The sequence below is a fragment of the uncultured Mailhella sp. genome (assembly GCF_905187505.1).
Lineage (GTDB): Bacteria > Desulfobacterota > Desulfovibrionia > Desulfovibrionales > Desulfovibrionaceae > Mailhella.
This window is the reverse complement of the sequence record NZ_CAJJIC010000005.1, coordinates 1-22305: the sequence shown is the minus strand read 5'-3', so window position 1 is coordinate 22305 and position 22305 is coordinate 1. Positions and strand designations below refer to the sequence as shown.

At 60.4% G+C, this 22305-nt stretch carries 21 protein-coding genes and 1 tRNA gene; 13 read left to right on the top strand and 9 right to left on the bottom strand.

All coding sequences use genetic code 11. The annotated features are described in order from the left end of the window. Positions 1–88: 88 nt before the first annotated feature. The 6 genes from pheS to QZZ60_RS01330 all read right to left on the bottom strand — a co-directional run bounded on the left by pheS (position 89) and on the right by QZZ60_RS01330 (position 4829). Positions 89–1129, bottom strand: coding sequence for a phenylalanine--tRNA ligase subunit alpha (pheS, locus tag QZZ60_RS01355; RefSeq protein WP_295636749.1), 1041 nt, complete (start codon positions 1127–1129; stop codon positions 89–91). Between the two features lie 161 nt (positions 1130–1290). Further along, complete coding sequence (rplT, locus tag QZZ60_RS01350) at positions 1291–1644, bottom strand: 50S ribosomal protein L20 (protein ID WP_294445933.1); 354 nt, start codon at positions 1642–1644, stop codon at positions 1291–1293. A gap of 106 nt (positions 1645–1750) precedes the next feature. Further along, on the bottom strand, positions 1751–1948 hold the full coding sequence (gene rpmI / locus QZZ60_RS01345) for a 50S ribosomal protein L35 (RefSeq protein WP_077071977.1): 198 nt from the start codon (positions 1946–1948) through the stop codon (positions 1751–1753). 242 nt (positions 1949–2190) lie between these two features. After that, a complete protein-coding gene (gene infC, locus QZZ60_RS01340) occupies positions 2191–2727 on the bottom strand; it encodes a translation initiation factor IF-3 (protein ID WP_294445932.1) in 537 nt (178 codons plus the stop codon). A 1-nt stretch (position 2728) separates the two neighbouring features. Continuing rightward, positions 2729–4675 carry a threonine--tRNA ligase gene (gene thrS, locus QZZ60_RS01335; protein WP_295636742.1) on the bottom strand — a complete coding sequence of 649 codons (1947 nt, stop codon included), beginning with the start codon at positions 4673–4675 and terminating at the stop codon, positions 2729–2731. A gap of 78 nt (positions 4676–4753) precedes the next feature. Next, positions 4754–4829, bottom strand: a tRNA-Val gene (locus QZZ60_RS01330). Between the two features lie 312 nt (positions 4830–5141). Between QZZ60_RS01330 and QZZ60_RS01325 the strand changes: the two genes are divergently transcribed. From QZZ60_RS01325 to leuB, 5 genes are all read left to right on the top strand, one after another. Beyond that, positions 5142–6362 carry a dicarboxylate/amino acid:cation symporter gene (locus tag QZZ60_RS01325; RefSeq protein ID WP_295636739.1) on the top strand — a complete coding sequence of 407 codons (1221 nt, stop codon included), beginning with the start codon at positions 5142–5144 and terminating at the stop codon, positions 6360–6362. Positions 6363–6367: 5 nt separating this feature from the next. Next, positions 6368–7657 (top strand): serine dehydratase subunit alpha family protein, encoded by a 1290-nt coding sequence (locus tag QZZ60_RS01320; RefSeq protein WP_295636736.1) that lies wholly within the window; start codon positions 6368–6370, stop codon positions 7655–7657. Between the two features lie 379 nt (positions 7658–8036). Then, positions 8037–9317 carry a 3-isopropylmalate dehydratase large subunit gene (leuC, locus tag QZZ60_RS01315; protein ID WP_295636733.1) on the top strand — a complete coding sequence of 427 codons (1281 nt, stop codon included), beginning with the start codon at positions 8037–8039 and terminating at the stop codon, positions 9315–9317. After that, entirely contained in the window at positions 9317–9829 is a 513-nt protein-coding gene (locus tag QZZ60_RS01310; protein ID WP_295636731.1) for a 3-isopropylmalate dehydratase small subunit, read from the top strand. The genes leuC and QZZ60_RS01310 overlap by 1 nt, the downstream gene beginning before the upstream one ends. Positions 9830–9947: 118 nt before the next feature. Then, positions 9948–11021, top strand: coding sequence for a 3-isopropylmalate dehydrogenase (leuB, locus tag QZZ60_RS01305; RefSeq protein WP_295636728.1), 1074 nt, complete (start codon positions 9948–9950; stop codon positions 11019–11021). 95 nt (positions 11022–11116) lie between these two features. Here leuB and QZZ60_RS01300 read toward each other — a convergent pair whose 3' ends face one another. After that, entirely contained in the window at positions 11117–12100 is a 984-nt protein-coding gene (locus tag QZZ60_RS01300; protein ID WP_295636725.1) for a glycosyltransferase family 9 protein, read from the bottom strand. A gap of 43 nt (positions 12101–12143) precedes the next feature. After that, entirely contained in the window at positions 12144–12491 is a 348-nt protein-coding gene (locus tag QZZ60_RS01295) for a helix-turn-helix transcriptional regulator (RefSeq protein WP_295636722.1), read from the bottom strand. 156 nt (positions 12492–12647) lie between these two features. Between QZZ60_RS01295 and QZZ60_RS01290 the strand changes: the two genes are divergently transcribed. From QZZ60_RS01290 to QZZ60_RS01270, 5 genes are all read left to right on the top strand, one after another. Beyond that, positions 12648–14318: a phosphoethanolamine transferase gene (locus QZZ60_RS01290; RefSeq protein ID WP_295636717.1), complete on the top strand. Its 1671-nt coding sequence runs from the start codon at positions 12648–12650 to the stop codon at positions 14316–14318. A gap of 304 nt (positions 14319–14622) precedes the next feature. Further along, positions 14623–14919: a hypothetical protein gene (locus tag QZZ60_RS01285; RefSeq protein ID WP_295636714.1), complete on the top strand. Its 297-nt coding sequence runs from the start codon at positions 14623–14625 to the stop codon at positions 14917–14919. Between the two features lie 8 nt (positions 14920–14927). Further along, a complete protein-coding gene (locus QZZ60_RS01280) occupies positions 14928–15848 on the top strand; it encodes a PLP-dependent cysteine synthase family protein (RefSeq protein WP_295636711.1) in 921 nt (306 codons plus the stop codon). Positions 15849–15853: 5 nt separating this feature from the next. Next, positions 15854–16837, top strand: a complete 984-nt coding sequence (gene epsC / locus QZZ60_RS01275; protein ID WP_295636708.1) for a serine O-acetyltransferase EpsC — start codon at positions 15854–15856, stop codon at positions 16835–16837. A 244-nt stretch (positions 16838–17081) separates the two neighbouring features. After that, positions 17082–18089 carry an NAD(P)H-dependent glycerol-3-phosphate dehydrogenase gene (locus tag QZZ60_RS01270; protein ID WP_295636706.1) on the top strand — a complete coding sequence of 336 codons (1008 nt, stop codon included), beginning with the start codon at positions 17082–17084 and terminating at the stop codon, positions 18087–18089. A gap of 164 nt (positions 18090–18253) precedes the next feature. Here the strand turns inward: QZZ60_RS01270 and QZZ60_RS01265 are convergent, their stop codons facing one another. Further along, positions 18254–19162 (bottom strand): AraC family transcriptional regulator, encoded by a 909-nt coding sequence (locus QZZ60_RS01265; RefSeq protein WP_295636703.1) that lies wholly within the window; start codon positions 19160–19162, stop codon positions 18254–18256. A 218-nt stretch (positions 19163–19380) separates the two neighbouring features. On the opposite strand from QZZ60_RS01265, the gene QZZ60_RS01260 reads away from it, so the two are divergent. The 3 genes from QZZ60_RS01260 to QZZ60_RS01250 all read left to right on the top strand — a co-directional run. Next, entirely contained in the window at positions 19381–20145 is a 765-nt protein-coding gene (locus QZZ60_RS01260; protein ID WP_295636700.1) for a TSUP family transporter, read from the top strand. Positions 20146–20245: 100 nt separating this feature from the next. Then, positions 20246–21700 (top strand): DUF1538 domain-containing protein, encoded by a 1455-nt coding sequence (locus QZZ60_RS01255; RefSeq protein WP_295636697.1) that lies wholly within the window; start codon positions 20246–20248, stop codon positions 21698–21700. Then, on the top strand, positions 21697–22305 hold a 609-nt coding region (locus tag QZZ60_RS01250; RefSeq protein WP_295636694.1), incomplete at its 3' end, for a P-II family nitrogen regulator. The genes QZZ60_RS01255 and QZZ60_RS01250, both read left to right, overlap by 4 nt.

Below are 22305 nucleotides of genomic sequence, written 5' to 3'. Positions count from 1 at the left end.
CCCGCTGCTCGCCGTCGGAGCGACGGGGCGCGGGAATCGGGGGAACAGGAGCGGAGACCGCCCTTTTCCCGACCACACCATTCTCCCTCTACGCAGGGAACTGATGGAGGAAGCGCACGTCGTTTTCAAAGTTCATGCGCAGATCGGTAAGTCCGTACTTCAGCATGGCAACGCGTTCCACGCCGAGGCCGAAGGCAAAGCCCGAAACCTCGTCGGGATTGTAGCCGACGGAAGCAAACACCGCCGGATCGACCATGCCGCTGCCGAGAATTTCAAGCCAGCCGGACCCCTTGCACACGCGGCAGGGCTGACCGTTCACATGGCCGTGACCGCCGCACTGCGTGCAGGACATGTCCACTTCCACGCTGGGCTCGGTAAAGGGGAAGAAGCTGGGACGGAAGCGCACGCGCGTCTTCTCGCCGAACACGGCGCGAACAAAGGCGGTCAGCGTGCCGCGCAGATCGGCCATGGTCACGTGCCTGTCCACGAGCAGGCCCTCGATCTGATGGAACATGGGCGTGTGGGTCACGTCGGAGTCGCGGCGGTACACCTTGCCTGGTCCGATGACGGCAAGCGGAGGCTTGCGGTTCATCATGGTGCGCACCTGCACGCAGGAGGTATGCGTGCGCAGCAGCACCTTGTCGGTAATGTACAGGGTGTCCTGCATGTCGCGGGCGGGATGCTCGGGGGGCATGTTGAGCGCTTCAAAGCAGTTGAAGTCGGTTTCCACCTCGGGGCCGCCGGCGATCTCGTAGCCCATGTGCTGAAACACGGAGCACACTTCCTGCATGGCCAGGGTAATGGGATGCAGAGATCCGTTCCAGAGGCTGCGGCCGGGCAGGCTGGGATCGAATCCGGCAAGGAAGGCTGCCTCCCTCTCCTCTTCCTGACGGGCGAGACGCTGTTCAAACAGCTCCACGAGACGCTGCTTCACCGCGTTGGCGGCCTGTCCGAAGGCGGGGCGCTGTTCGGGAGAAAGATCGCGCATGTGCGACATGAGTTCGGCAAGCTGCCCCTTGCGGCCGAGAAATTCCACGCGGGCCGCTTCCAGTTCCGCTTCGGACGAAATATGGTTCAAGCGTTCATCGAGCTTGCCGACCAGTCCATTCAATTGTTCAAGGAAATCCATGGCAAGGCCTTGTGGCAGGCAGCGCCTCAGGCGCGCCTGAATGAAAGATATGAAAAAGGGGGTGCAGAGCCAGGCCCTGCACCCCCACGGGGAAAAACTCCCCAAAAAGCTTCATCTGGTGCCTCGGGCCGCAAGGGCCGCGGGCTGTTCCGAAAAGGAAACTACGCCAGCTTGGACTTGGCCAGTTCGACGATGGCGGCGAAGTCGGCCTTTTCGCGCACGGCGAGGTCAGCGAGCATCTTGCGGTTGATTTCCACACCGGCAAGCTTCAGGCCGTTGACCAGACGGGAATAGGACAGGCCGTTGATGCGGGCGCCGGCGTTGATGCGCTGGATCCACAGGCGGCGGAAGGCGCGCTTGCGGAGCTTGCGGCCTTCAAAGGCATAATTCAGAGAACGTTCGACGGCTTCGCGGGCAATGCGGTACAGACGGCTGCGGCCGCCGCGGAAGCCCTTGGCCATATCCAGATATTTCTTGTGCCGACGATGGGCAGCAAGACCTCTCTTCACACGCATGGAAAATCCTCCACATTCAGTCCCGCGAGGCGGAGATCAGGCCAGCGGGAGTTGAGCCGCATACGCGGCGAAATTCGAAAAACTGCGCAACCTGCAGGGGCAGGACTTACGCGTAGGGCATGAGGCGCTTGACGGCCTTCAGGTTCGCGCTGTCGACGAGGGCGCCCTTGCCCAGACGGGCACGACGCTTGGCATCCTTCTTGGTGAGGATGTGGCGCAGGTTCTGACGACGACGACGGAACTTGCCGCTGCCGGTGGTGCTGAAACGCTTGGCGGCGGAACGGCTGGTCTTGATCTTGGGCATAACCAACTCCTTAGATATTCGTGACGCGCCGCAGGCGGCACGCACGATTTGGGCATCAGAAAGAACCGACTATGCAGCATTTTCGCATAATCTGCAAGCAAAAAATACAAGCCGGAGCGCGCACGACAACGCCCTGCGCCCTCTCGTCCGTTCCTTCCGGGGACGGAATGTTCCGTCCATCGCGGTGTCCCGCGAAAATTTCACCGGCACGGCGGGAAATTCCCGCCGTGCCGGAGGATGAACTACTTCTTGGGAAGAGGAATGAGCAGCATCTGAAGGGTACGGCCTTCGGCGCTGGGAGCCTGTTCGACCTTGCCCACATCGGCGGTGTCGGCGATGATCTTGGTCAGAATGGATTCGCCGCGGTCCTTGTGCACGATCTCGCGTCCGCGGAAGAACACCGTCACCTTGCAGCGGTCTCCGTCCGTGAGAAAACGACGAATGTGACGCAGCTTGGTCTCGTAGTCATGGTCGTCGGTCTTGGGACGAACCTTGATTTCCTTGATCTGCACCACGGTCTGGTTACGCTTGGCTTCCTTCTTCTTCTGCTGCTGTTCGTACTTGAACTTGCCGAAGTCCATGATGCGGCAGACGGGCGGTTCCGCATTGGCGGCCACTTCCACCAGGTCGTAGCCGGCCTCATGGGCCATGGCAATGGCATCGGAACAGGGAAGAATGCCAACCTGTTCACCTTCCGGACCAATCACCCGTACTTCACGGGCACGAATCTGCTCGTTGCGGCGCACGCCGTCCTGAGGCACGTCGCGGCGAGGTCTCATGTTAGGCGAAGCTATAGCTCATACCTCCACGTTTGAACGGTTCCTCACTGTCCGCCTTGATCATGGCGATCACATCTTCCACGGAACGGAAACCGATGTTCTCGCCGGAACGCAGACGGACGCTGAAGCCTCTGTCGGCCACTTCCTTGTCGCCCACCACGAGGACGTAGGGAATCTTGGCCATCTGGGCCTCGCGAATCTTGAAGCCCAGCTTTTCGTTGCGCAGATCGGTTTCCACACGGATACCGGCGGCGGCGAGGCTGGCCTTCATTTCCTTGACATAGTCCATCTGGGCGTCGGTCACGTTGACGATGCGGGCCTGCACGGGCGCGAGCCAGGCAGGGAAGGCACCGGCATAGTGCTCGGTAAGAACGCCGATGAAGCGTTCGAGGGATCCCAGAATGGCGCGGTGCAGCATGACGGGACGATGACGTTCGCCATCCTGACCGACATAGACGAGATCGAAGCGCTCAGGCAGGGTGAAGTCCACCTGAATGGTGGAAAGCTGCCATTCGCGGCCGATGGCGTCGGTGACCTTGATATCGATCTTCGGACCGTAGAAGGCGCCGTCGCCCTCGTTGATCTGATAGGGCTTGCCTTCCTTCTCCACGGCCTTGATGAGCGCGTTCGTGGCGTTTTCCCAGGCCTCGTCGGAGCCGATGCTGTCCTCGGGGCGGGTGGAAATGAAGATGCGGTACTTGAAGCCGAACAGATCCATGAGGTCAGCGGAAAGGTGCATGACGTTGATGATTTCGTCTTCAAGCTGTTCGGTGGTGCAGATGATGTGGGCATCGTCCTGCGTGAACTGACGCACGCGCAGAAGACCGTGCAGCGTGCCGGACTTTTCATGACGGTGCACCACGCCGAGCTCGAACATTCTCACGGGAAGGTCGCGGTAGCTGTGCAGGGTTTCGCCGTACATGAGCATATGGCCCACGCAGTTCATGGGCTTCACGCCGTGCACGTCGCCCTCGATTTCCGTGAAGTACATGTTTTCACGGTAGTGATCGTAGTGGCCGGAACGTTCCCACAGCTCGCGGCGCAGAATCTGCGGGCCGCGCACGAGCTCATAGCCGCGCTTGAGATGTTCGCGAACGAGGAAGTCTTCAAGAATGGTGCGGAGCATCATGCCCTTGGGCAGCCAGAAGGACATGCCGGGAGCCACGTCTTCATGGAAGGAGAACAGCCCGAGTTCCTTGCCGAGACGACGATGATCGCGTCTCTTGGCCTCCTCAAGGGCGTTCAGATATTCCTTGAGGGCCTTTTCGTCCGCAAAGGCCGTGCCGTAAATACGGGACAGCATGGGGTTCTTTTCGTCGCCGCGCCAGTAGGCGCCGGCCACGGAAAGCAGCTTGAAGGCCTTGATGGCGCCCGTGCCGGGAATGTGCGGTCCGCGGCAGAGATCAAGAAAATCGCCGCAGCGGTACAGAGACACGGAATCGGCGTCGATGCCCTCGATGATCTCCACCTTGTAGGTCTCGCCCTTGTCGCGGAACAGGGCGACGGCGTCGTCCTTCTTCACGACGGAACGCTCGAAGGGAACGTTCGCGGAGACGATGGCGTGCATTTCCTTTTCGATGGCTTCAAGGTCATCGTGGGAGAAGGGACGCGGCGTGTCGAAGTCGTAATAGAAGCCGGAGTCGATGGACGGGCCGATGGTGACCTTCACGCCGGGGAAAAGCTTCTGCACGGCGGCGGCCATGACATGGGAAGTGGAATGACGCAGCAGCTGAAGCCCTTCGGGGTCCTCAGCCGTCACGGGGGCGGCTTCCAGCGCATCGGCGGGCATTTCAGCAGAAAGATCGAGCAGCGTTTCCTTGTCTGCGGTCTTGACGCGGCAGGCAAGAGCGGCCTTGAACCGTTTGCCGGAAAGAGCCTGCTTCAGCACCTCGGCGCACGAAGCGCCGGCGGCGGCCTCAACCAACTTTCCTTCTACGGATATCTGCATGGGAAAACTCCAAAAAAATCACAGTTGACAAAACAAAAAAGAAAAGGGAGGCGCTGCCTCCCTTTCCGATGTTTTTTGTGGTAGGCACGAGCAGACTTGAACTGCTGACCCCTTCCGTGTCAAGGAAGTGCTCTGCCACCTGAGCTACGCGCCTTTATTGTTCGGTGAGGACGATTTTTATAGAGCTTTTCGCCCTTCGTCAAGCATTTTCTCCGAGATTTTTTCATTTTTCCCTCTTTCCCTCTCTTTTTCCGTCCCCGTCCTCTCCGCAGAACCGAGCGCCGCGCAAGTCAGAACAAAGCGCAATTCTTCCGTTTTTCCTCTCTTTTCCCGGAGGACGCGAGGAGCTCTCGAACGCTTGCGCCGCAGGCCTTTTCTGTCGTTCCGCTTCGGCGTCGGTGTTGCGAAGAGGTCATTCCTGTGCTAACAGCGCAAAAACGTACTTTATTAATGATGGAGGCATGACATGTCCGCAAAGGCCGCTGACTTTTCTCTCATTCTCAAACTTCTGGCCGGCATCGTGATAGGTTCCCTCATAGGAACGTATCTCGGCAACAACACGCAAAGTCCGCTGCATCACCTCATGGATGCCGTGGTTTCCCTGCGCTACATCTTCGGCCAGATCATCTTCTTCCTGGTGCCGCTCGTCATCGTGGGCTTCATCACCCCGGCCATCGTCCGTCTCGGTCAGAACGCCAGCAAAATTCTGTTCACGGCCGTGGCCATCGCCTACCTCTCCTCCATAGGCGCGGCCTTCTTCTCCACCATTTCCGGCTACATCATCATTCCCCATCTTTCCATCGCCACCTCCACGGAAACGCTGCGCAAGCTTCCCGAAATCGTGTTCCGACTCGACATTCCCCCGCTTTTCAGCGTGATGAGCGCCCTTGTTCTTGCGCTCTTCTTCGGCGTGGCCATCACCTGGACGAAGTCGGAAAACATGGCAAGGCTCTTTTCCGAGCTTGAGCGCGTCATGAGCTCCCTCGTCGTTCGCATCATGATTCCCATCCTGCCCTTCTTCGTGGGCATGTCCTTCCTCGGCCTCGCCTATGAGGGCTCTCTCAGTCTGCATCTGCCGGTGTTCATCTCCATGGTGCTCATCGTCATCGTGGGACACTTCATCTGGCTTGCCGTGCTCTACGGCATAGGCGGCGCGCTTTCCGGCCGCAATCCCTGGGAAGTGTTCCGCTACTACGCTCCCGCCTACCTCACCGCCGTAGGCACCATGTCCAGCGCAGCCACGCTTCCCGTGGCCCTCGAGTGCGCCCGCAAGTCACGCGTGCTCAGCAAGAACCTCGTGGAATTCATGATTCCCCTGGGCTCCACCGTGCATCTGTGCGGCTCCGTGCTCACGGAAACCTTCTTCTGCATGACCCTGCACCTCATGCTCTACGGCACGCTGCCGAGCGTCGGCGTCATGATTCTCTTCTGCCTGCTTCTCGGCATCTTTGCCGTGGGCGCTCCGGGCGTTCCCGGAGGCACCGTGGTGGCCTCCCTCGGCATCGTGACCGGCGTGCTCGGCTTCGACCAGAACGGCGTGGCCCTGCTCATCGCCATCTTCGCCCTTCAGGACAGCTTCGGCACGGCCTGCAACATCACGGGCGACGGTGCGCTCACGCTCATGCTCGAGGGCATATTCAACCGCAACGAGCAGCTCGGCGAACTCCAGCACAAGAACGAGGCATGACGCACATGAGCATGAACGAACAGGAACGCTCCGTTTTCATTTCCCTGCTTCACAAGGAAGTGGTCCCCGCGCTCGGCTGCACCGAGCCCATCGCCGTGGCGCTGTGCGCCGCGCGCGCAGCCGAAGAGCTCGGAAGAACGCCCGAACGCATGGACGTGGCCGTCAGCGCCAACCTTCTCAAGAACGGCATGGGCGTCATGGTTCCCGGCACGGGTGAAATGGGCCTCGGCGTGGCCGCCGCCGCAGGCGCGCTCGGCGGAAAAAGCGCGCTCGGACTGGAATGTCTCAGGGACATTTCCGAAGAAACGGCGGGCAAGGCCCGCGCCATGACGGCAGGAAACGCCGTGAACCTGCATCTGGCCGACAACGACCAGCTTCTCTATTGTCTCGTCACCGTCCATGCCGGGAGCGAAAACGCCGCCGCGGAGCTTGCGGGCAGTCACGACAACATCACCCGCGTATGGAAAAACGGAGCGCTCAGCTTTGCCAAGGAAGACGCCGACAGCGCCCCGGAAGGCTCCGACGCTCCCTGGCCCCTCACGCTGGCCAAAATCTATGAATTTGCCGTAACGGCTCCCCTTGAGGAAATCAGCTTCATTCTGGAAGCCGCGCGCATGAACCGCCGCGTGGCCGAAGAAGGACTCCGGCAGCAGTACGGCCTCGGCGTGGGCAAGATGATGGACACGCAGATACGCAATCACGTGCTGGCCGACGACCTGCCCACCTTCGCCACCAAGCTCACGGCCGCCGCGGCCGATGCGCGCATGGCGGGGGTCATGATGCCCGTCATGAGCAATTCCGGCAGCGGCAACCAGGGCATCACCTGCACCATGCCCGTGGTGGCCTGCGCCATACGCACCCAGGCCGACGACGAAAAGCTCGCTCGGGCTCTCATGGTGAGCCATCTCACCTCCATACACATCAAACATCACCTCGGCCGTCTCTCCGCCCACTGCGGAGCCATGGTGGCGGGCACGGCCTCGGCCTGCGGCATCGCCCTGCTGCTCGGCGGCGGTCTCAAGGACATGGAACGCACCGTGCGCAACATGGTAGGCAACGTGTCCGGCATGATATGCGACGGCGCCAAAAGCAGCTGCGCCCTCAAGGTGGCCACGGCCGTGGGCGCCGGCATTCAGGCCGTGCTTCTCGCTCTCGGCGGCACCGTGGTGCCCGGCAACGAGGGCATCGTGGACGACGACATAGAAGCCTGCATCGCAAACCTCGGCCGGCTCGGCTCCACGGGCATGAAGGAAGCCGACAAGGTCATTCTCGACATCATGCTTCACAAGTCCTGATGTCGCCGAATACGCGATTAATGCCATAAGAACAGATCATTGAATGAAAAAGGACGGAGCATCGAACTCCGTCCTTTTTCATGACATGAAACCGTCCTCTCCCTCGGGCAAAGCCGCGCGCTCCGCCTCCCTTCTCATCGTGCCGAATCCACCGATTCTCCTCACTCCTGCCGGCATATCGACCGGACACGCATTTTATAAAAAAATCAACCATAGAAAATAACTGAATATCCATAGAGAAATCTTATGTCCTGCCAGGAGGTCTGCCTTCTTTCTTCTGGACAAGGACAAACCGCTATTTTATCGTGAAAGGACTTTTTGCTGCTGCCCCGAAAGGCAGAAAAAACGCATCTTCTCATTTCTACAAGGACATATCCCTATGGGCATGACCGTAACTCAGAAAATACTGGCCGCGCACGCCGGACTGGAAAGCGTGACCGCAGGCCAGCTCATCGAAGCGAAGCTCGACGTGGTCATGGGCAACGACATCACCATAGCGCTGGCCGTTCCCGAATTCCGCAAGGCCGGAGCCGACAGGGTCTTCGACAAGGACAAGGTCGTGGTGGTGCTCGACCACTTCGCGCCGAACAAGGACATCAAGGCCGCCATGCAGTGCAAGGTGTGCCGCGAATTCGCCCGTGAAAACGAGCTCACCCACTTCTTCGACGTGGGACGCATGGGCATAGAGCACGCTCTTCTGCCCGAACAGGGCATCGTGGCTCCCGGCGAAGTCATCATCGGCGGCGATTCCCACACCTGCACCTACGGCGCGCTCGGCGCGTTCTCCACGGGCGTGGGCAGCACGGATCTCGCCATGGGCATGGCCACGGGCGAAAACTGGTTCAAGGTGCCGGCGGCCATACGCTTCAACCTTACCGGCAAGCCCGGCAAATGGGTCTGCGGCAAGGACGTCATGCTGCACATCATAGGACTCATAGGCGTGGACGGCGCGCTCTACCGCTCCATGGAATTTTCCGGCGACGGCGTGGCGAACCTCTCCATGGACGACCGCTTCTCCATGACCAACATGGCCATCGAGGCCGGCGCCAAGAACGCCACCTTCCCTGTGGACGACATCTGCCGCGCCTACCTTGAAAAGCACTGCAAGAAAAACTGGACGGCCTACGAGGCCGACCCCGACGCCGAGTACGAAAAGACCATCGACATCGATCTGTCCGCCATCCGTCCCACCGTCGCCTTCCCGCACCTGCCCTCCAACACCCGCACCATCGACGAGGTGGGCGAGGTAAAGCTCGATCAGGTGTTCATCGGCTCCTGCACCAACGGCAGAATGGAAGACATGGCCATGGCCGCAAGCATTCTCAAGGGACACAAAATAAGCGACAGCCTGCGCGTCATCGTCATTCCCGCCACGCCCTCCATTTACATGGAATGCATGGAAAAGGGATACATACGCACCTTCATGGAAGCCGGATGCGCGGTAAGCACGCCCACCTGCGGCGCGTGCCTCGGCGGTCACATGGGCATTCTCGCCGCGGGCGAAAAATGCCTCTCCACCACCAACCGCAACTTCGTGGGCCGCATGGGACACGTGGACTCGGAAGTCTATCTGTGCAGCCCGGCCGTGGCGGCCGCATCGGCCATAGCGGGCCGCATCGTCAGCCCTGAAACCATCATGGACAAGGAAGGAGAGGACTGATGCAGAACGCACGCGGCAAAGCCTTCGTTTTCGGCGACGACGTCAACACCGACGTCATTCTTCCCGGCAAGTACCTCAACGTGACCGACCCGAAGGAACTGGCCTCCCACTGCATGGAGTCGGAAGATCCCGACTTCGTGAAGAAGGTGTGCCCCGGCGACATCATGGTGGCGCACAAGAACTTCGGCTGCGGCTCCTCCCGCGAGCACGCACCGCTGTCCATCAAATATCTGGGCATTTCCTGCGTCATCGCTTCCACCTTCGCCCGCATCTTCTTCCGCAACGCGCTCAACATCGGTCTCCCCATTCTGGAATGCGATGAAGCCGTCCGGAACATCCATGAAGGCGACACGGTGAGCGTGGACTTTGAAAAGGGCGTCATCACCAACGAAAGCACGGGCAAAACCTTTCAGGCCGAACCCTTCCCGCCCTTCATGCAGAACCTCATCGCCTGCGGCGGTCTGGTGAACTACTCAAAGGCGAAAATAGAAAAGCTGCGCGCCTCGCGCTGAGCCTTCCGCCCGAACGCGGAACGCGCGAACGACTCGGAATACATTCAGGCATGAAACTCGAAGGCGCCGGAAACGGCGATTCGTCAACCTTTCTTCTTCATCCATAAAGGACATTGCCATGGCAACGTATCGCATCGCGGTCATTCCCGGCGACGGCATCGGCCCGGAAATCGTGACCGAAGCCCTCAAGGTTCTCGAAAAGGTCGGACAGAAGTTCGGCCATGAATTCATCTTCACCCATCTTCTCATGGGCGGCGCGGCCTACGACGCCGTGGGCACCTGCTTTCCCGAAGACACCGTGGAGGTCTGCAGGAAGAACGACGCCGTGCTGCTCGGCGCGGTGGGCGGTCCCAAGTGGGACAACCTGCCCGGCCCCGAGCGCCCCGAAAAGGCGCTCCTCAAGATCCGCGAAGGCCTCGGCCTGTACGCCAACCTGCGTCCCGCCATCATGCACAAGGCTCTGAGCGGCGCCTGCCCCATCAAGCATGAGAACATCGGCGACAGCATGGATCTCGTCATCGTGCGCGAGCTCACCGGCGGCATCTACTTCGGCGAGCACGGCTGGCGCGAAGGCAAGTACGGTCAGGAAGCCTACGACGTGGAACGCTACAGCGAAATGGAAATCCGCCGCATCGCCAAGGTAGCCTTCAACGCGGCCATGGCCCGCAAGAAGAACCTCGTGAGCGTGGACAAGTCCAACGTGCTCGAAACCTCGCGCCTGTGGAGACGCGTGGTCAACGAAATGAGCGCCGACTATCCCGAAGTGACCGTTTCCCACATGTACGTGGACAACGCGGCCATGCAGCTCGTGTACCGTCCCGGCCAGTTCGACGTGATTCTCACCTCGAACATGTTCGGCGACATCCTTTCCGATGAAGCCAGCATGATCACGGGCTCCCTCGGCATGCTGCCTTCCGCGAGCCTTGCCGACGGCTCCTTCGGTCTGTACGAACCGAGCCACGGCTCCGCTCCCGACATTGCGGGCAAAAACATCGCCAACCCGCTTGCCACCATTCTGTCCGTGTCCATGATGCTGCGCTACAGCTTCGGCCTGGAAAAGGAAGCCGCCGCCATCGACAACGCGGTCACCGCCGTGCTTGAAGCGGGCATCCGCACCTGCGACATCGCCGAAGCCGGCATCACCCCCGTGTCCACCACGGAAATGGGCAAGGCCGTCTGCGACAGAATCTGAGCGTAACTCCTTCTGACGACGAGGGCGCCGGAAACCAAGGTTTCCGGCGCCCTTTCTCTTCCTCTGCGGGGCATCAGCTCCCCGCTCCACAAGTCTCAATCCGACCACGGGGCCAGCGTGCCCTGCATGGTCTTGTTGAGCGTCTCATAAACGTCCTTCACGGGAATGTCCCGCACATCGTCGTTCACCTTCGACACCGCGGAAAAATTGAGGGGTCCGCGCGGCGTCCAGAGCTCTTCCGACCACGGATAGGTGATGGACACCGTGGGCACCCTGACGGCTCCGGCAAGATGCTGCGGCGACGAGGTGCACGTGACGAAGGCGTCGCACGTCTTCAGAAAGGCCGCCGTGTGCTGAAGTGATTTCTGCCCTATGAACTGATGCAGCCTCGGACTCTTCATGTCCCTGTAGGCCTCCAGCAGCGGCACGTCGCTCTCGCCCGCCACGATCCACACGTCGAGGTCGGCATTCTTTTCCAGAAGGACTCCGGTCAGCTCCACGAACTTTTCAATGGGCCAGCGCAGGCCGATCTTCTTGATGTTGCCTATGAATATGCCCACGCGGCGAAGGCCCGGGACTTTGGGATATCTGGCCTGAACGTCTCTTTCCACGGCTTCGGGCACGGTAAAGCGTATGCTTATGTCGGGGTGCTCGTCATGGGGAAGGTCGAATTCCGCCTCCAGCTCCCTCAGCATGACGCCTGAATAATGGCAGCCGTCCTCGGGGCGACCGCTCCACGGGGCGAGTCTTCCCGTATTGAGGGACCCCTTCCTCTTTCCCCTTGCCAGAGCGCAGAGCAGACGGAGCGTCTTCGACCTGCCGTTGAAGCTCACCACAAGGTCATGCGGCATAAGCAGCTTCGGCAGAAGCCGAAACCAGGAACGGACGGACTTCTTGTCATACAGAAACACATGATCCACGTCGGGATTGTCTTCCAGAGCCACGGCCCCCAGCGGACTTGCCACCACGTCCAGCACGGCGTCGGGATAAAGCCCGCGCAGACGATGAATCACGGGCGTGCTGACCAGCATGTCGCCTATGCGGTCGCTTCTCAGACAGAGTACATGAAACTTCTTCAAGCAGTCTGCTCCTTGTCGTAAGGCGCCGGCATGCCGGAGAAAGTCACTCTCCCTTCTTCATTTTCAAAAGACGCACCGTCTCCCCTACGAAGCGGACAACCGCTTCCCTCTCATCTGGACTCAGGGAACTGAGCATCTCGGTAAGACTTTGCGCCTGTGCCTGAACATCGGCGGAGCCGTCCTTGATAAGCTCGGACACCGTACAGCCGTAGATGTCGGCAAACTGCTGAAGTCTTTCAAGATTGAGCGCTATTCTCCCGCTTTCCATGCGGGATATGCTTTCCTTCTCGACGGAGAGGCGTTCCGCGACCTGAGACTGCGTAAGACCTGCGGCCTTTCTTCGACGCGCAATATTTTCCGCTGCTACCTTGGCTATGCTCCGCCTCGTCATGCTATCTCGCCTTACTGATGAAAATAGAAAAAATAAAGGATAACAGACTTTTCCGTATTAAAAATTAACATTGTATGTCATTTTTTAATGATATATAACGAAACTTCCTTTGATTTTTTCTTTGGTCAGTCTTTCATTCTCTTCAAGGAAAGAAGTATGTTTTTAAATAAAATCAGTAAGTTAAACTGGATTTTTCCCCGACGCTTCCTGCTTCTTGCCGCGTCGTCCTTTTTTCTCGTTCACCTGCTCTGGTTCATTCAGACGCCCGTGTGGTATCCGTTCCGCTGTTTTCTGAACGGGCTGCCCGTCACCATTTTTCTTTTTCTTCCGGCGCTGTTCTGGAGGCCTCTGGCGCGGATATGGCTTCCTGCCATGACCCTGCTTCTTCTTGTTCCTGCCGTACTTGCCGGCATGCATCTTTTCTATTATGAGGCCACCATCTCCCAGCAGTCCCTGTATGCCATCTTCGAAAGCAACGTCAGCGAATCCGTGGAGTTTCTGGCTTCACAGTTTTCCCTCTCAGCTCTTGTCTATCTGCTCGCGCTGCTTGCCCTGCCGCTGACGCTTCTCTGGAAAACCCTGAAGGCCGTCCGCAACGACGACTTCCGGGCGGCAAGAATACTCGGCGTTCTGCTTCTCGCTGCCGCCTGCGTGCTTCAGCTCACGGGCAAGCTCGACAGACTTGCCAAAGACAATCTTGCCGTCCAGCTCATCAGAAGCTGGGAGGCCTACAAGGCGAGTGCGGAGGATCTGGAACACTACATGCAAAAGGCCGCAACGCTTCGGGCTCCGAACGTCGTGGCCGAAGACGGCCCCGTCACGCTCGTCGTTCTCATAGGCGAATCCTCGAGCCGGCATCACTGGGGGCTCTACAACTATTTCCGGGACACCACTCCCGAACTCTCCTCCATGCAGAATGAGCTCTTCGTCTTCAGCGATGTCATAAGTCCCTTCGGAAGAACGACGCCCAGCGTCGTGGCCGCCCTTTCGTGCAGCGACGTGCCCGGAGTCGGCGAAATTCCCCTCGTCAACATCTTCCGGCAGGCAGGCTTCGAGACCATCTGGATGTCCAATCAGAGCACCATCGACGGAACGAACATGATAGTCCGGCTCATTTCCGGCGCCGACAGGGAAATCTATCTGAACAAGGGCGGAGATCAGGCCTATGCACGATCCTACGACTCCAAGATTCTCCCGGCTCTGGACGACGTTCTCTCAAAGGAAAGTCCTTCGGGCAAACGGGTCATTTTCGTGCATACCATGGGCTCCCACGTCAACTACGCCTCCCGATATCCCGACGCCTTCGACAAATTCACCTCCGGCGACGACATTCAGGAAAAGCCCTGGTTCACGGGAAAGGCGAAAAAGTACATCAACAATTACGACAACAGCATACTCTACACCGACCACATCATCGCTTCCGTCATCGAAAGGCTGCGTTCCGTGCCCGGCAGCGCGCTTCTCTTCTTTTCCGACCACGGCGAAGAAGTCTTCGACACAAGAAAGCATCACGGTCATCATGACTCCGTGGATTCCCGGTACTATGTGGACATTCCCTTCCTTATATGGCTGTCCCCGTCCTACAAAGAACGGATGACGGAACCGGAACGTGCACGCCTGAAACAGGCCCGGAACACGCCCTTCGTCAACGATGCCGCTCCCTACGTCATGCTCGACCTGTGCAGGATTTCCTTCACAAGCCCGCACCTGAAGGATTCTCCTCTCTCTGCAGACTTCGTGCGCCGTCCGCGTATCATCCACGGGGTGGACTACGACCGGCGCTATCCGGGCGACGCAGGCCTGAAGGAGCCGGTCACCGCTCCCTGAGGCTCCTCGTCAAAAGCGCCGGCCGTCTCTCTCCCGCAGACCGGCGCCGGATCAGGCCCGCGTAAAGGCTCCACGCCCGACGCGGGCTTTTTTCAAGGTCGTCCTTCAACGGCCGGAAATCCCTCCGCAGCGCACGACTTCCTGTACGTGGAATGTGCACGACATCTTCCCTCTTTTTCATAAAACATAGCGGAAAGGTAGGAATTTTTACCGACTCCGGCCTGCTGCGGCCTTGCCAAGACAGGACAAAAGGTTATCGTATATGACAGGCCCGCGCGGCCACATCATCCAAAGCGAGGACACCATGCCAGCATCCAGTGAAGACGCGCCCAGACCGAATCTCCAGGTTGCCGCCCGTGTGGAAGAACTTTTGCGGGAACAGCTTGAGGAGATGGGGGTGAACCCCCGCCGTCTCCAGCCCGAGGAAATCGCGGCAAACATGACCTGCCGCATCGCGCCGGACAACAGCATGACGTATTTGTGGAAGAATGAGCCCATCTTGTACGTCACGCCGGAAAAACGCGAACAGGACGGCGAGACTTCCGTTCTCTGGCGCATGTTCACCAAGGACGACATGCCCTCTTCCCCCGACCATTCGTGAGGTATCCCATGAACATTCTCGATACCATAGGACATACGCCGCTCATTTTTCTCGACAGCGTTTCCGCTCATCTTCCTGCGAAGATCCATGTGAAGTACGAAGCCCGCAACCCCGGCGGCTCCATAAAGGACAGAGCCGCGCTGGGATACATACGCGCCGCCCTCAAGGAAGGAAAGCTCGCCCCGGGCGGCACCGTGGTGGAAGCCACCAGCGGCAATCTCGGCATCGGACTTGCCGTGGTATGCGGCAAGATGGGGCTCAGGCTCATGCTCACCATGCCCGCTTCCGCCAGCAGGGAACGCATCGCCCTGCTTCGCGCCATGGGCGCCGAAGTGGTGCTCACCCCTGCGGAAGAAGGCATGCAGGGAGCCCAGGACAAGGTGGAGGAACTGCTCTCCACGCTGCCCGGAGCCTTCCGTCCCGATCAGTTCAGCAATCCCGTAGGCCCCCTCGTCCACTACGCGACCACGGGCGTGGAAATTCTGGAAGACTGCCGGAAGGAAGGCTTCATGCCTGCGGCCTTCGTGGCCGGCACCGGTTCCGGCGCCACGCTCATGGGCGTGAGCCGCAGACTGAAGGACAGCGTCGCCTCCATACAAAGCTTTGCCGTGGAACCTGCGGAATCGCCCGTGCTCTCCGAAGGCCGCAGCGGCGCTCACGGCATACAGGGCATAGGCGCGAACTTCGTGCCCGCCGTGTTCGACCGCTCCCTTGTCGACGGCATTCTCACCGTGAGCACCGAGGAAGCCATGGAAACGGCCCGCATGCTCATGCGTGACGAATCCATGAGCTGCGGCATCACCACCGGCGCCAACGTGCGCGCCGCCATGACTCTTGCCATGCGTCCCGAATTTGCGGGAAAGCATATCGTCACCGTTGCCCCCGACACGGGCGAACGTTACCTTTCCACTCCTCTTTTCAAGGACTGAGCTTCATGACCCCCTGCTTCCCCGCCCCAGACCAGGAACTGGCCCTCTCCCGCATGCGCGAGCTTGATGAAGTGACCGAGGCGCTGTGCCGTCCGGAATCGCTTTCCGCCGTGTTCAACGCCAAGGACTGCTCCACGCCCCTGCCTTCTCAGGAAGTGCTCAAAGAAGTGATGGAACGCCTCAAGGCCGTGCTTTTCCCCGGGTATTTCGGCCCCTCGCACGTGCACAGGGAATCGCTGCGCTACCATGTCGCCGCCAATCTCGATTCCATTTTCCGCCTGCTCAGCGAGCAGATCCGCCGCGGCGGCTGCTTCGCCTGCGCCGACTATGTGAACGACTGCCGCGGCTGTGACGTGGCCTCCAAGGAAATGGCCATGAAGTTCATGCAGCGCATCCCCGCCATACGCGACATGCTCGCCGAGGATGCCCGCGCCGCCTACGAGGGCGACCCTGCGGCCACGAGTCCCGGCGAAACGGTGTTCTGCTACCCCTCCATGCTCACCATGATCCATCACCGCATCGCCCATGAACTCTATGCCCTGCACGTGCCCATCATTCCCCGCATCATCGGCGAAATGGCCCATTCCCGCACGGGCATCGACATTCATCCCGGCGCGCAGATAGGCGAAAACTTCTTCATCGATCACGGCACCGGCGTGGTCATCGGCGAGACCTGCATTATCGGCAAGGGCTGCCGTCTGTATCAGGGCGTGACGCTCGGCGCGCTCTCCTTCTCCAAGAACGACGACGGATCGCTCGTCAAGGGCATACCGCGCCACCCCATTCTTGAAGATAATGTCACGGTGTACGCCGGAGCCTCCATTCTCGGCCGCATCACCATAGGCAAGGGATCGGTCATCGGCGGCAACGTGTGGCTCACGCACAGCGTGCCCGCAGGCAGCCGCATCGTGCAGAGCGGTCCCAAGGCCAAGCCCGGCGAATCCCTTACGGGCAAATGCGAAAAGAACACCGAAAAGAAAAAGGACTGATTTTCCGTCCTAACGACAGGGGCCCGGCCGAACGCCGGGCCTCTGTCGTTTTTCAGCGGAGCCGGATTCACGTTCCGAATCTCCCTGACCGGATCGATGCGAAGGACGATTCTCTCCGCAGCCCTCATTCCTGCGTTCCTCCGGCAGAGGTGCCTTCCGCATTACCGCCGCGTTGCCGCACCCGGGGCGCTGTCATGCTCCCGTCACACTTTCAGGCCATACTGCCCGCCAAAAGGAGCATCTCATGACAGCAGAAACCACTCTTCGCGTCGCCGTGGCCGGCGGCGGAAGCTGGGGAACGGCGCTTGCCCATGTTCTGGCCTCGGCCGGACACGACACGACCCTCGTCCTGCGGGACGAATCCGTGGCGCAGGCCGTCAATGCGCGGCACGAAAACCCGCGCTATCTTCCGGGGAAACCCGTGCACCCCGGCGTGAAGGCGTCGACCTCGCCGGAAGCGCTGCGCAGCATCGACCTTCTGGTGCTCGCCGTGCCCTGTCAGCATCAGCGAAGCTGGCTTGCCGCCATGAAAAGCGTCATTCCCTCTGGATGCATCGTCGTCAACGCCTCCAAAGGACTGGAAAACGGCACGAGCCTCACCATGAGTCATGTGGTTCTGGAAGAGCTCTCTGAACTTCATCCCCGCTATGCCGTGCTTTCCGGCCCCTCGTTTGCGGCGGAGGTCATGGACGGACAGCCTACGGCCGTAGTGCTCGGCTGCGAGGACGAAACGCTCGGAGCACGGCTTCGGGAAATCTTTTCCACGTCCTTCTTCCGCTGTTATTCCAGCACGGACGTCACGGGGGTGGAAACAGGCGGAGCGCTCAAGAACGTCATGGCCATCGCGGCGGGCATAGGAGACGGACTCGGCTTCGGCTCCAACGCCCGCGCGGCGCTCATCACCCGGGGACTGGCCGAGCTGTCCCGTCTCGGCACGGCCATGGGCGCAAGGCCTCTCACCTTCATGGGACTTTCCGGTCTCGGCGATCTCGTGCTCACCTGTACGGGCGGCCTTTCCCGAAACCGCCAGGTAGGCATACGGCTCGGCAGAGGGGAAAAACTGGGCGACATCGTCGCCTCCCTCGGCATGGTGGCCGAAGGCGTGAAAACGGCCGTGGCCGCGCGCGATCTGGCGCAGAGGCTCCACGTTTCCGTGCCCGTCACCGAAGCCATGTGCCGGGTGCTGCACGAAAATGCCGATCCGGCCGAGGCCGTGCGCAGCCTCATGGAGCGCCCGCTGAAGGAGGAATGAGTCCCGGGAAGCGCCCCCCATTTCCCGCCCCGCCGTGCACGCCGCGCGGATGCAAAAACGCTCCGGCGCAGCCGAGCCGACGTCCCCCTTCCGGTGCCGCGGCAAGGCCGGCATGTCTCAGGCATCCAGGAGACGCAGCAAAAAACGACGTGCGGAGCCTCGCCCTACCGTCCGGAGCTGGCGTTTTTCAGACGGGTGATGTTCCTGTGCGGAGGCTCGCCGAACAGCCGCTTGTATTCCCGGTTGAACTGCGTGGGGCTCTCATAGCCCACGGCAAGACCGGCGCTCGCCGCATCCACGCGCTCGGCAAGCATGAGTCTCTGCGCCTCAAAAAGGCGCAGCCTCTTGTGGAACTGCAGCGGACTCAGACTGGTCACCTCCTTGAAATGACGGTGGAAGGTGGACGTGGCCATGTTCACGCGGCGGGCCAGTTCCTCCACCTGAAGGGGCGAGCGGTAATTGTCACGCAGCCAGGTGACGGCCTGAGCTATCTGCATGCTCTGGGAGCCCAGCGTATGGAAGCGCCGCAGGAACTCTCCCTGCGGTCCGATGAGCATCCGGTAGTAGATTTCCCGGGTGATCATGGGCGCGAGCACGGGAATCTGCTCCGGCCTGTCCAGCAGTTCCGCCAGGCGCATGAAGGCGTCGAGCACCGACACGTCCACGTCGGCCACGGACACGCCGCGGAGCGTGCCTTCGGAGGCACTTCCGGCAGAAGGAGGCACTTCCGCAGCCAGTCTGGCCAGCATGAACTTGTCCACCTCCAGCGAAACACAAAGAAAGGGCGCCTCCTCCGTGCCGTCCATGACATAGAAGGAACTCGGCACGTCCACGCCCACGACAAGGCACTGTCCCTCGCCGTATATGTATTCCTCCGTGCCTATGACGGACTTCTTGCGCCCCTGAAGCATGACCCCTATGCAGGGATGGTACAGACTGTTTTCCAGCACCTCGTGTGCCAGACGCCGGGACATGGACAGCCCCGGAACCTCCGTCTGCATCCATCCGGTTTCCGGCATATGCCGCAGCACAAGATCCTTGAGACGGTCGTTGATTCGTTTCCATTCCCCCATGCGCACCTCCATGCGAGCTCCCGCGCCTTTCCTGCGCCGGGCCCGGATTCTTTCTCGAGCATGTGCCATGATACCGCCGACGCACTCGGCGAAACAGATACGATTTCTTCTTTTTCTTGCCTGATCCTCTCACTTCCCGTTCGCCATGTCCATTTTCGACAATGTCCGCGATTTCGGATACAAGGACCTGTCCCTGCAACTTCAATAAGGCCTTTGTCATGGAACTTTCCCTTGTCGTCATCGTCGTCTTGTGCCTGTTTTTCTTTCTTGCCGGGTTCGTGGATTCCGTGGCCGGAGGCGGCGGACTCATTTCCACGCCCGCCATGCTTCTGTGCGGCCTGCCGCCCCATGTCGCTCTCGGCACCGGAAAGTTCGCCAGCACTCTGGGTTCCCTCACCTCGCTGTGGACCTTTGCCCGCAACCACCTTGTCGTGCTGCGCATCGCTCCCGCAGGCTTCATTTCGGCCTTCATCGGAGGCATGGCCGGTTCCGCCCTCGCCATGCATGTGGACAGCGCCCTTCTCGGCAAGCTCCTCATCTTTCTTCTGCCCGTGGGCATGATCATTTCTCTGTTCTCCGGCAGACTCGTGAGCGAAGAAGGTGAACTGCCGGAAAAGCATCTCTTCACGCGCGTCGTCGTCATGGGATTCTTCATCGGCTCCTACGACGGATTCTTCGGGCCCGGCACGGGCAGCTTCTTCATCATCGCCCAGCATCTCGTGCTGCGCATGGGCCTCGTGCGCGCCTCGGCCACGGCCAAGGTGTTCAACCTCGCCTCCAACGCCGGAGCCTTCGCCATGTTCGCCTCCGGAGGCGTGGTGCTCTATGCCCTCGGCATTCCCTGCGCCGTGGCCAACATTCTCGGCAATCAGCTCGGCACGCATCTGGCCATACGCATCGGCACGCGCATGGTCAGAAACTTCCTCTACGTCACGCTCAGCCTGCTGCTCGTCTCCCTCATCTACCGCTTCTTTCTTGCCTGACGAATCTTCTCACCCCGTGAGGTCATTCCTCTCTGGACACGATTCCCGATTGCTGGCATTATCTTAACGATAACGTTTCCTATCAACACAAAGGAGCCCCATGCTCTTCATCGAGAAATGCAAGGAGTCCGTGATATCGGTGGTACCGATCGTCGTTCTCGTGCTCCTGCTTCATCTGACAGTCGCGCCCCTCGGCGACGCCCTGCCGAGATTTCTCGCGGGCGCCGTGCTCTTCATCATAGGTCTCGGCCTTTTTCTGGTCGGCGCCGACATCGGCGTTCTTCCCGTGGGCCAGAAGGTAGGCTCAACGCTTACCGGAAAACGCAATCTCAGTCTCATGCTGGCCGTGGGCTTCGTGGTGGGCTTCATCATCACCGTGGCCGAACCCGACGTGCAGGTGCTGGCCGCCCAGGTCACCGGCGTGGCCCCGGTCATCGCACCCATGGCGCTCGTGTGCATCATTGCCGCAGGCGTGGGCTTCTTCGTGGCCGTGGCCATGGGACGCATCATCTTTCAGCTTCCGCTCAAGCTGCTGCTGTTTCTCTGCTATGCCGCGGTGTTTCTCTGCGCGTCCTTCACGCCCGATCTCTTTCTTGGCATAGGCTTCGATGCCGGCGGCGCCACCACCGGCCCCATGACCGTGCCCTTCATCATGGCGCTCGGTGTGGGCGTGGCGGCGGTACGCGGCGGCAGCCGCGCCGGAGACGACAGCTTCGGCTTCGTGGGACTGGCTTCCGTGGGACCCATTCTCGCCGTGCTCATGCTCGGGCTCTTCGCCTCTCCCGCCGCGCCGGCCGTTTCCGCCGCCGCTGAGGAGGGAGCCTCCGGCCTTGCTGCGCACTTTCTGCGCCTGCTGCCCGAAGTCACGCACGAAGTGGCCATGGCCCTCGGTCCCCTTGCCGTGCTTTTTCTGCTCTTCCGACTCTTTCTCATCAAGCTTTCCCGCAGACAGACCCTGCGCATGATCATGGGCCTTGTCTACACCTTCTTCGGGGTCATTCTCTTCTTCCTCGGCGTGAAGGGCGGATTCATGCCCGCCGGAGACGCGCTCGGCGCGCTGCTCTCCAGCCCGGAAAACCGCTTTCTGCTCATTCCCGTGGCTCTCGTTCTCGGAGCCGTGGTGGTCTGCGCCGAGCCTGCCGTATGGATCCTCACCGAACAGGTGGAACAGGTTTCCGGCGGCGCCATCCGCCGTTCCCTCATGCTGGCGGCCCTTTCCGCCGGCGTTTCTCTGGCCGTGGGCATTGCCATGTACCGGGTCATTTCGGGCACAAGCCTGTGGTTCTTCCTCATTCCCGGCTACGCGGCGGCCATGCTGCTCATGCGCTTCTGCCCCAGAATGTTCACGGCCATCGCCTTCGACTCCGGCGGCGTGGCCTCCGGCCCCATGGCCTCAACCTTCATTCTCGCCTTCATGCTGGGCGTGTCCAAGGGCGTGGGCGGCAATCCCGCCGTGGACGCCTTCGGCGGCATCGCCATGATCGCCATGACTCCGCTCATCGCCATACAGCTTCTCGGCATCGTTTTCAGCCGCAGGACGGGAGATCGCTCATGAACAACCATTGCAACGAAAGCGCGGGCAAACTGCTCGTTGTCGTCATGGAAAGGCACAAATGCGACGCCGCCGTGGCGGCAGCCAGAAAGGCGGGAGCCCCAGGCGGCACCGTACTTATGGGACGCGGCACGGCACAGAACAAATGGCTGCGCATCCTCGGTCTTGACGACGTGGAAAAGGAACTTCTCTACGCGCTTTTGCCCTCAGCCCTCGTCCGCCCCGTCATGGAGGCCGTACGCAACGATCCGGCCCTGTCCAGAACCCGGGGCATCATGTTCACCATTGACGTCATCGAAGCATTCCGGCATCACGTCTCCGCGCCCGCCGTTCTTTCCCAGACTCAGGAGGACCTCATGTCTGACAACAGCCCGGAACAGTCCGGCTACGAACTTCTTTCCATCATCGTCAACAACGGCAATGCCGATCAGGTCATGGACGCCGCCAGAAGCGCCGGGGCCACGGGAGGCACGGTCATTCATGCGCGCGGCACGGCCCGCCCCGACGACGCCACGTTCTTCGGCATCACCATCGTCCCGGAAAAGGAGCTCGTCATGATCCTCAGCCCGAAGGACAAGAGCGACCGCATCATGGAAAGCATCAAGGCC

What these genes read in the sequence shown, in the direction of transcription:
- leuC (WP_295636733.1), top strand. Translation starts at nt 8,037, where the DNA reads ATGGGCATGACCGTAACTCAGAAAATACTGGCCGCGCACGCCGGACTG.
- QZZ60_RS01285 (WP_295636714.1), top strand. Translation starts at nt 14,623, where the DNA reads ATGCCAGCATCCAGTGAAGACGCGCCCAGACCGAATCTCCAGGTTGCC.
- QZZ60_RS01320 (WP_295636736.1), top strand. Translation starts at nt 6,368, where the DNA reads ATGAGCATGAACGAACAGGAACGCTCCGTTTTCATTTCCCTGCTTCAC.
- QZZ60_RS01325 (WP_295636739.1), top strand. Translation starts at nt 5,142, where the DNA reads ATGTCCGCAAAGGCCGCTGACTTTTCTCTCATTCTCAAACTTCTGGCC.
- QZZ60_RS01280 (WP_295636711.1), top strand. Translation starts at nt 14,928, where the DNA reads ATGAACATTCTCGATACCATAGGACATACGCCGCTCATTTTTCTCGAC.
- rplT (WP_294445933.1), bottom strand. Translation starts at nt 1,644, where the DNA reads ATGCGTGTGAAGAGAGGTCTTGCTGCCCATCGTCGGCACAAGAAATAT.
- QZZ60_RS01265 (WP_295636703.1), bottom strand. Translation starts at nt 19,162, where the DNA reads ATGGGGGAATGGAAACGAATCAACGACCGTCTCAAGGATCTTGTGCTG.
- thrS (WP_295636742.1), bottom strand. Translation starts at nt 4,675, where the DNA reads ATGCAGATATCCGTAGAAGGAAAGTTGGTTGAGGCCGCCGCCGGCGCT.
- QZZ60_RS01290 (WP_295636717.1), top strand. Translation starts at nt 12,648, where the DNA reads ATGTTTTTAAATAAAATCAGTAAGTTAAACTGGATTTTTCCCCGACGC.
- leuB (WP_295636728.1), top strand. Translation starts at nt 9,948, where the DNA reads ATGGCAACGTATCGCATCGCGGTCATTCCCGGCGACGGCATCGGCCCG.
- infC (WP_294445932.1), bottom strand. Translation starts at nt 2,727, where the DNA reads ATGAGACCTCGCCGCGACGTGCCTCAGGACGGCGTGCGCCGCAACGAG.
- QZZ60_RS01255 (WP_295636697.1), top strand. Translation starts at nt 20,246, where the DNA reads ATGCTCTTCATCGAGAAATGCAAGGAGTCCGTGATATCGGTGGTACCG.
- pheS (WP_295636749.1), bottom strand. Translation starts at nt 1,129, where the DNA reads ATGGATTTCCTTGAACAATTGAATGGACTGGTCGGCAAGCTCGATGAA.
- epsC (WP_295636708.1), top strand. Translation starts at nt 15,854, where the DNA reads ATGACCCCCTGCTTCCCCGCCCCAGACCAGGAACTGGCCCTCTCCCGC.
- QZZ60_RS01270 (WP_295636706.1), top strand. Translation starts at nt 17,082, where the DNA reads ATGACAGCAGAAACCACTCTTCGCGTCGCCGTGGCCGGCGGCGGAAGC.
- QZZ60_RS01260 (WP_295636700.1), top strand. Translation starts at nt 19,381, where the DNA reads ATGGAACTTTCCCTTGTCGTCATCGTCGTCTTGTGCCTGTTTTTCTTT.
- QZZ60_RS01310 (WP_295636731.1), top strand. Translation starts at nt 9,317, where the DNA reads ATGCAGAACGCACGCGGCAAAGCCTTCGTTTTCGGCGACGACGTCAAC.
- QZZ60_RS01295 (WP_295636722.1), bottom strand. Translation starts at nt 12,491, where the DNA reads ATGACGAGGCGGAGCATAGCCAAGGTAGCAGCGGAAAATATTGCGCGT.
- rpmI (WP_077071977.1), bottom strand. Translation starts at nt 1,948, where the DNA reads ATGCCCAAGATCAAGACCAGCCGTTCCGCCGCCAAGCGTTTCAGCACC.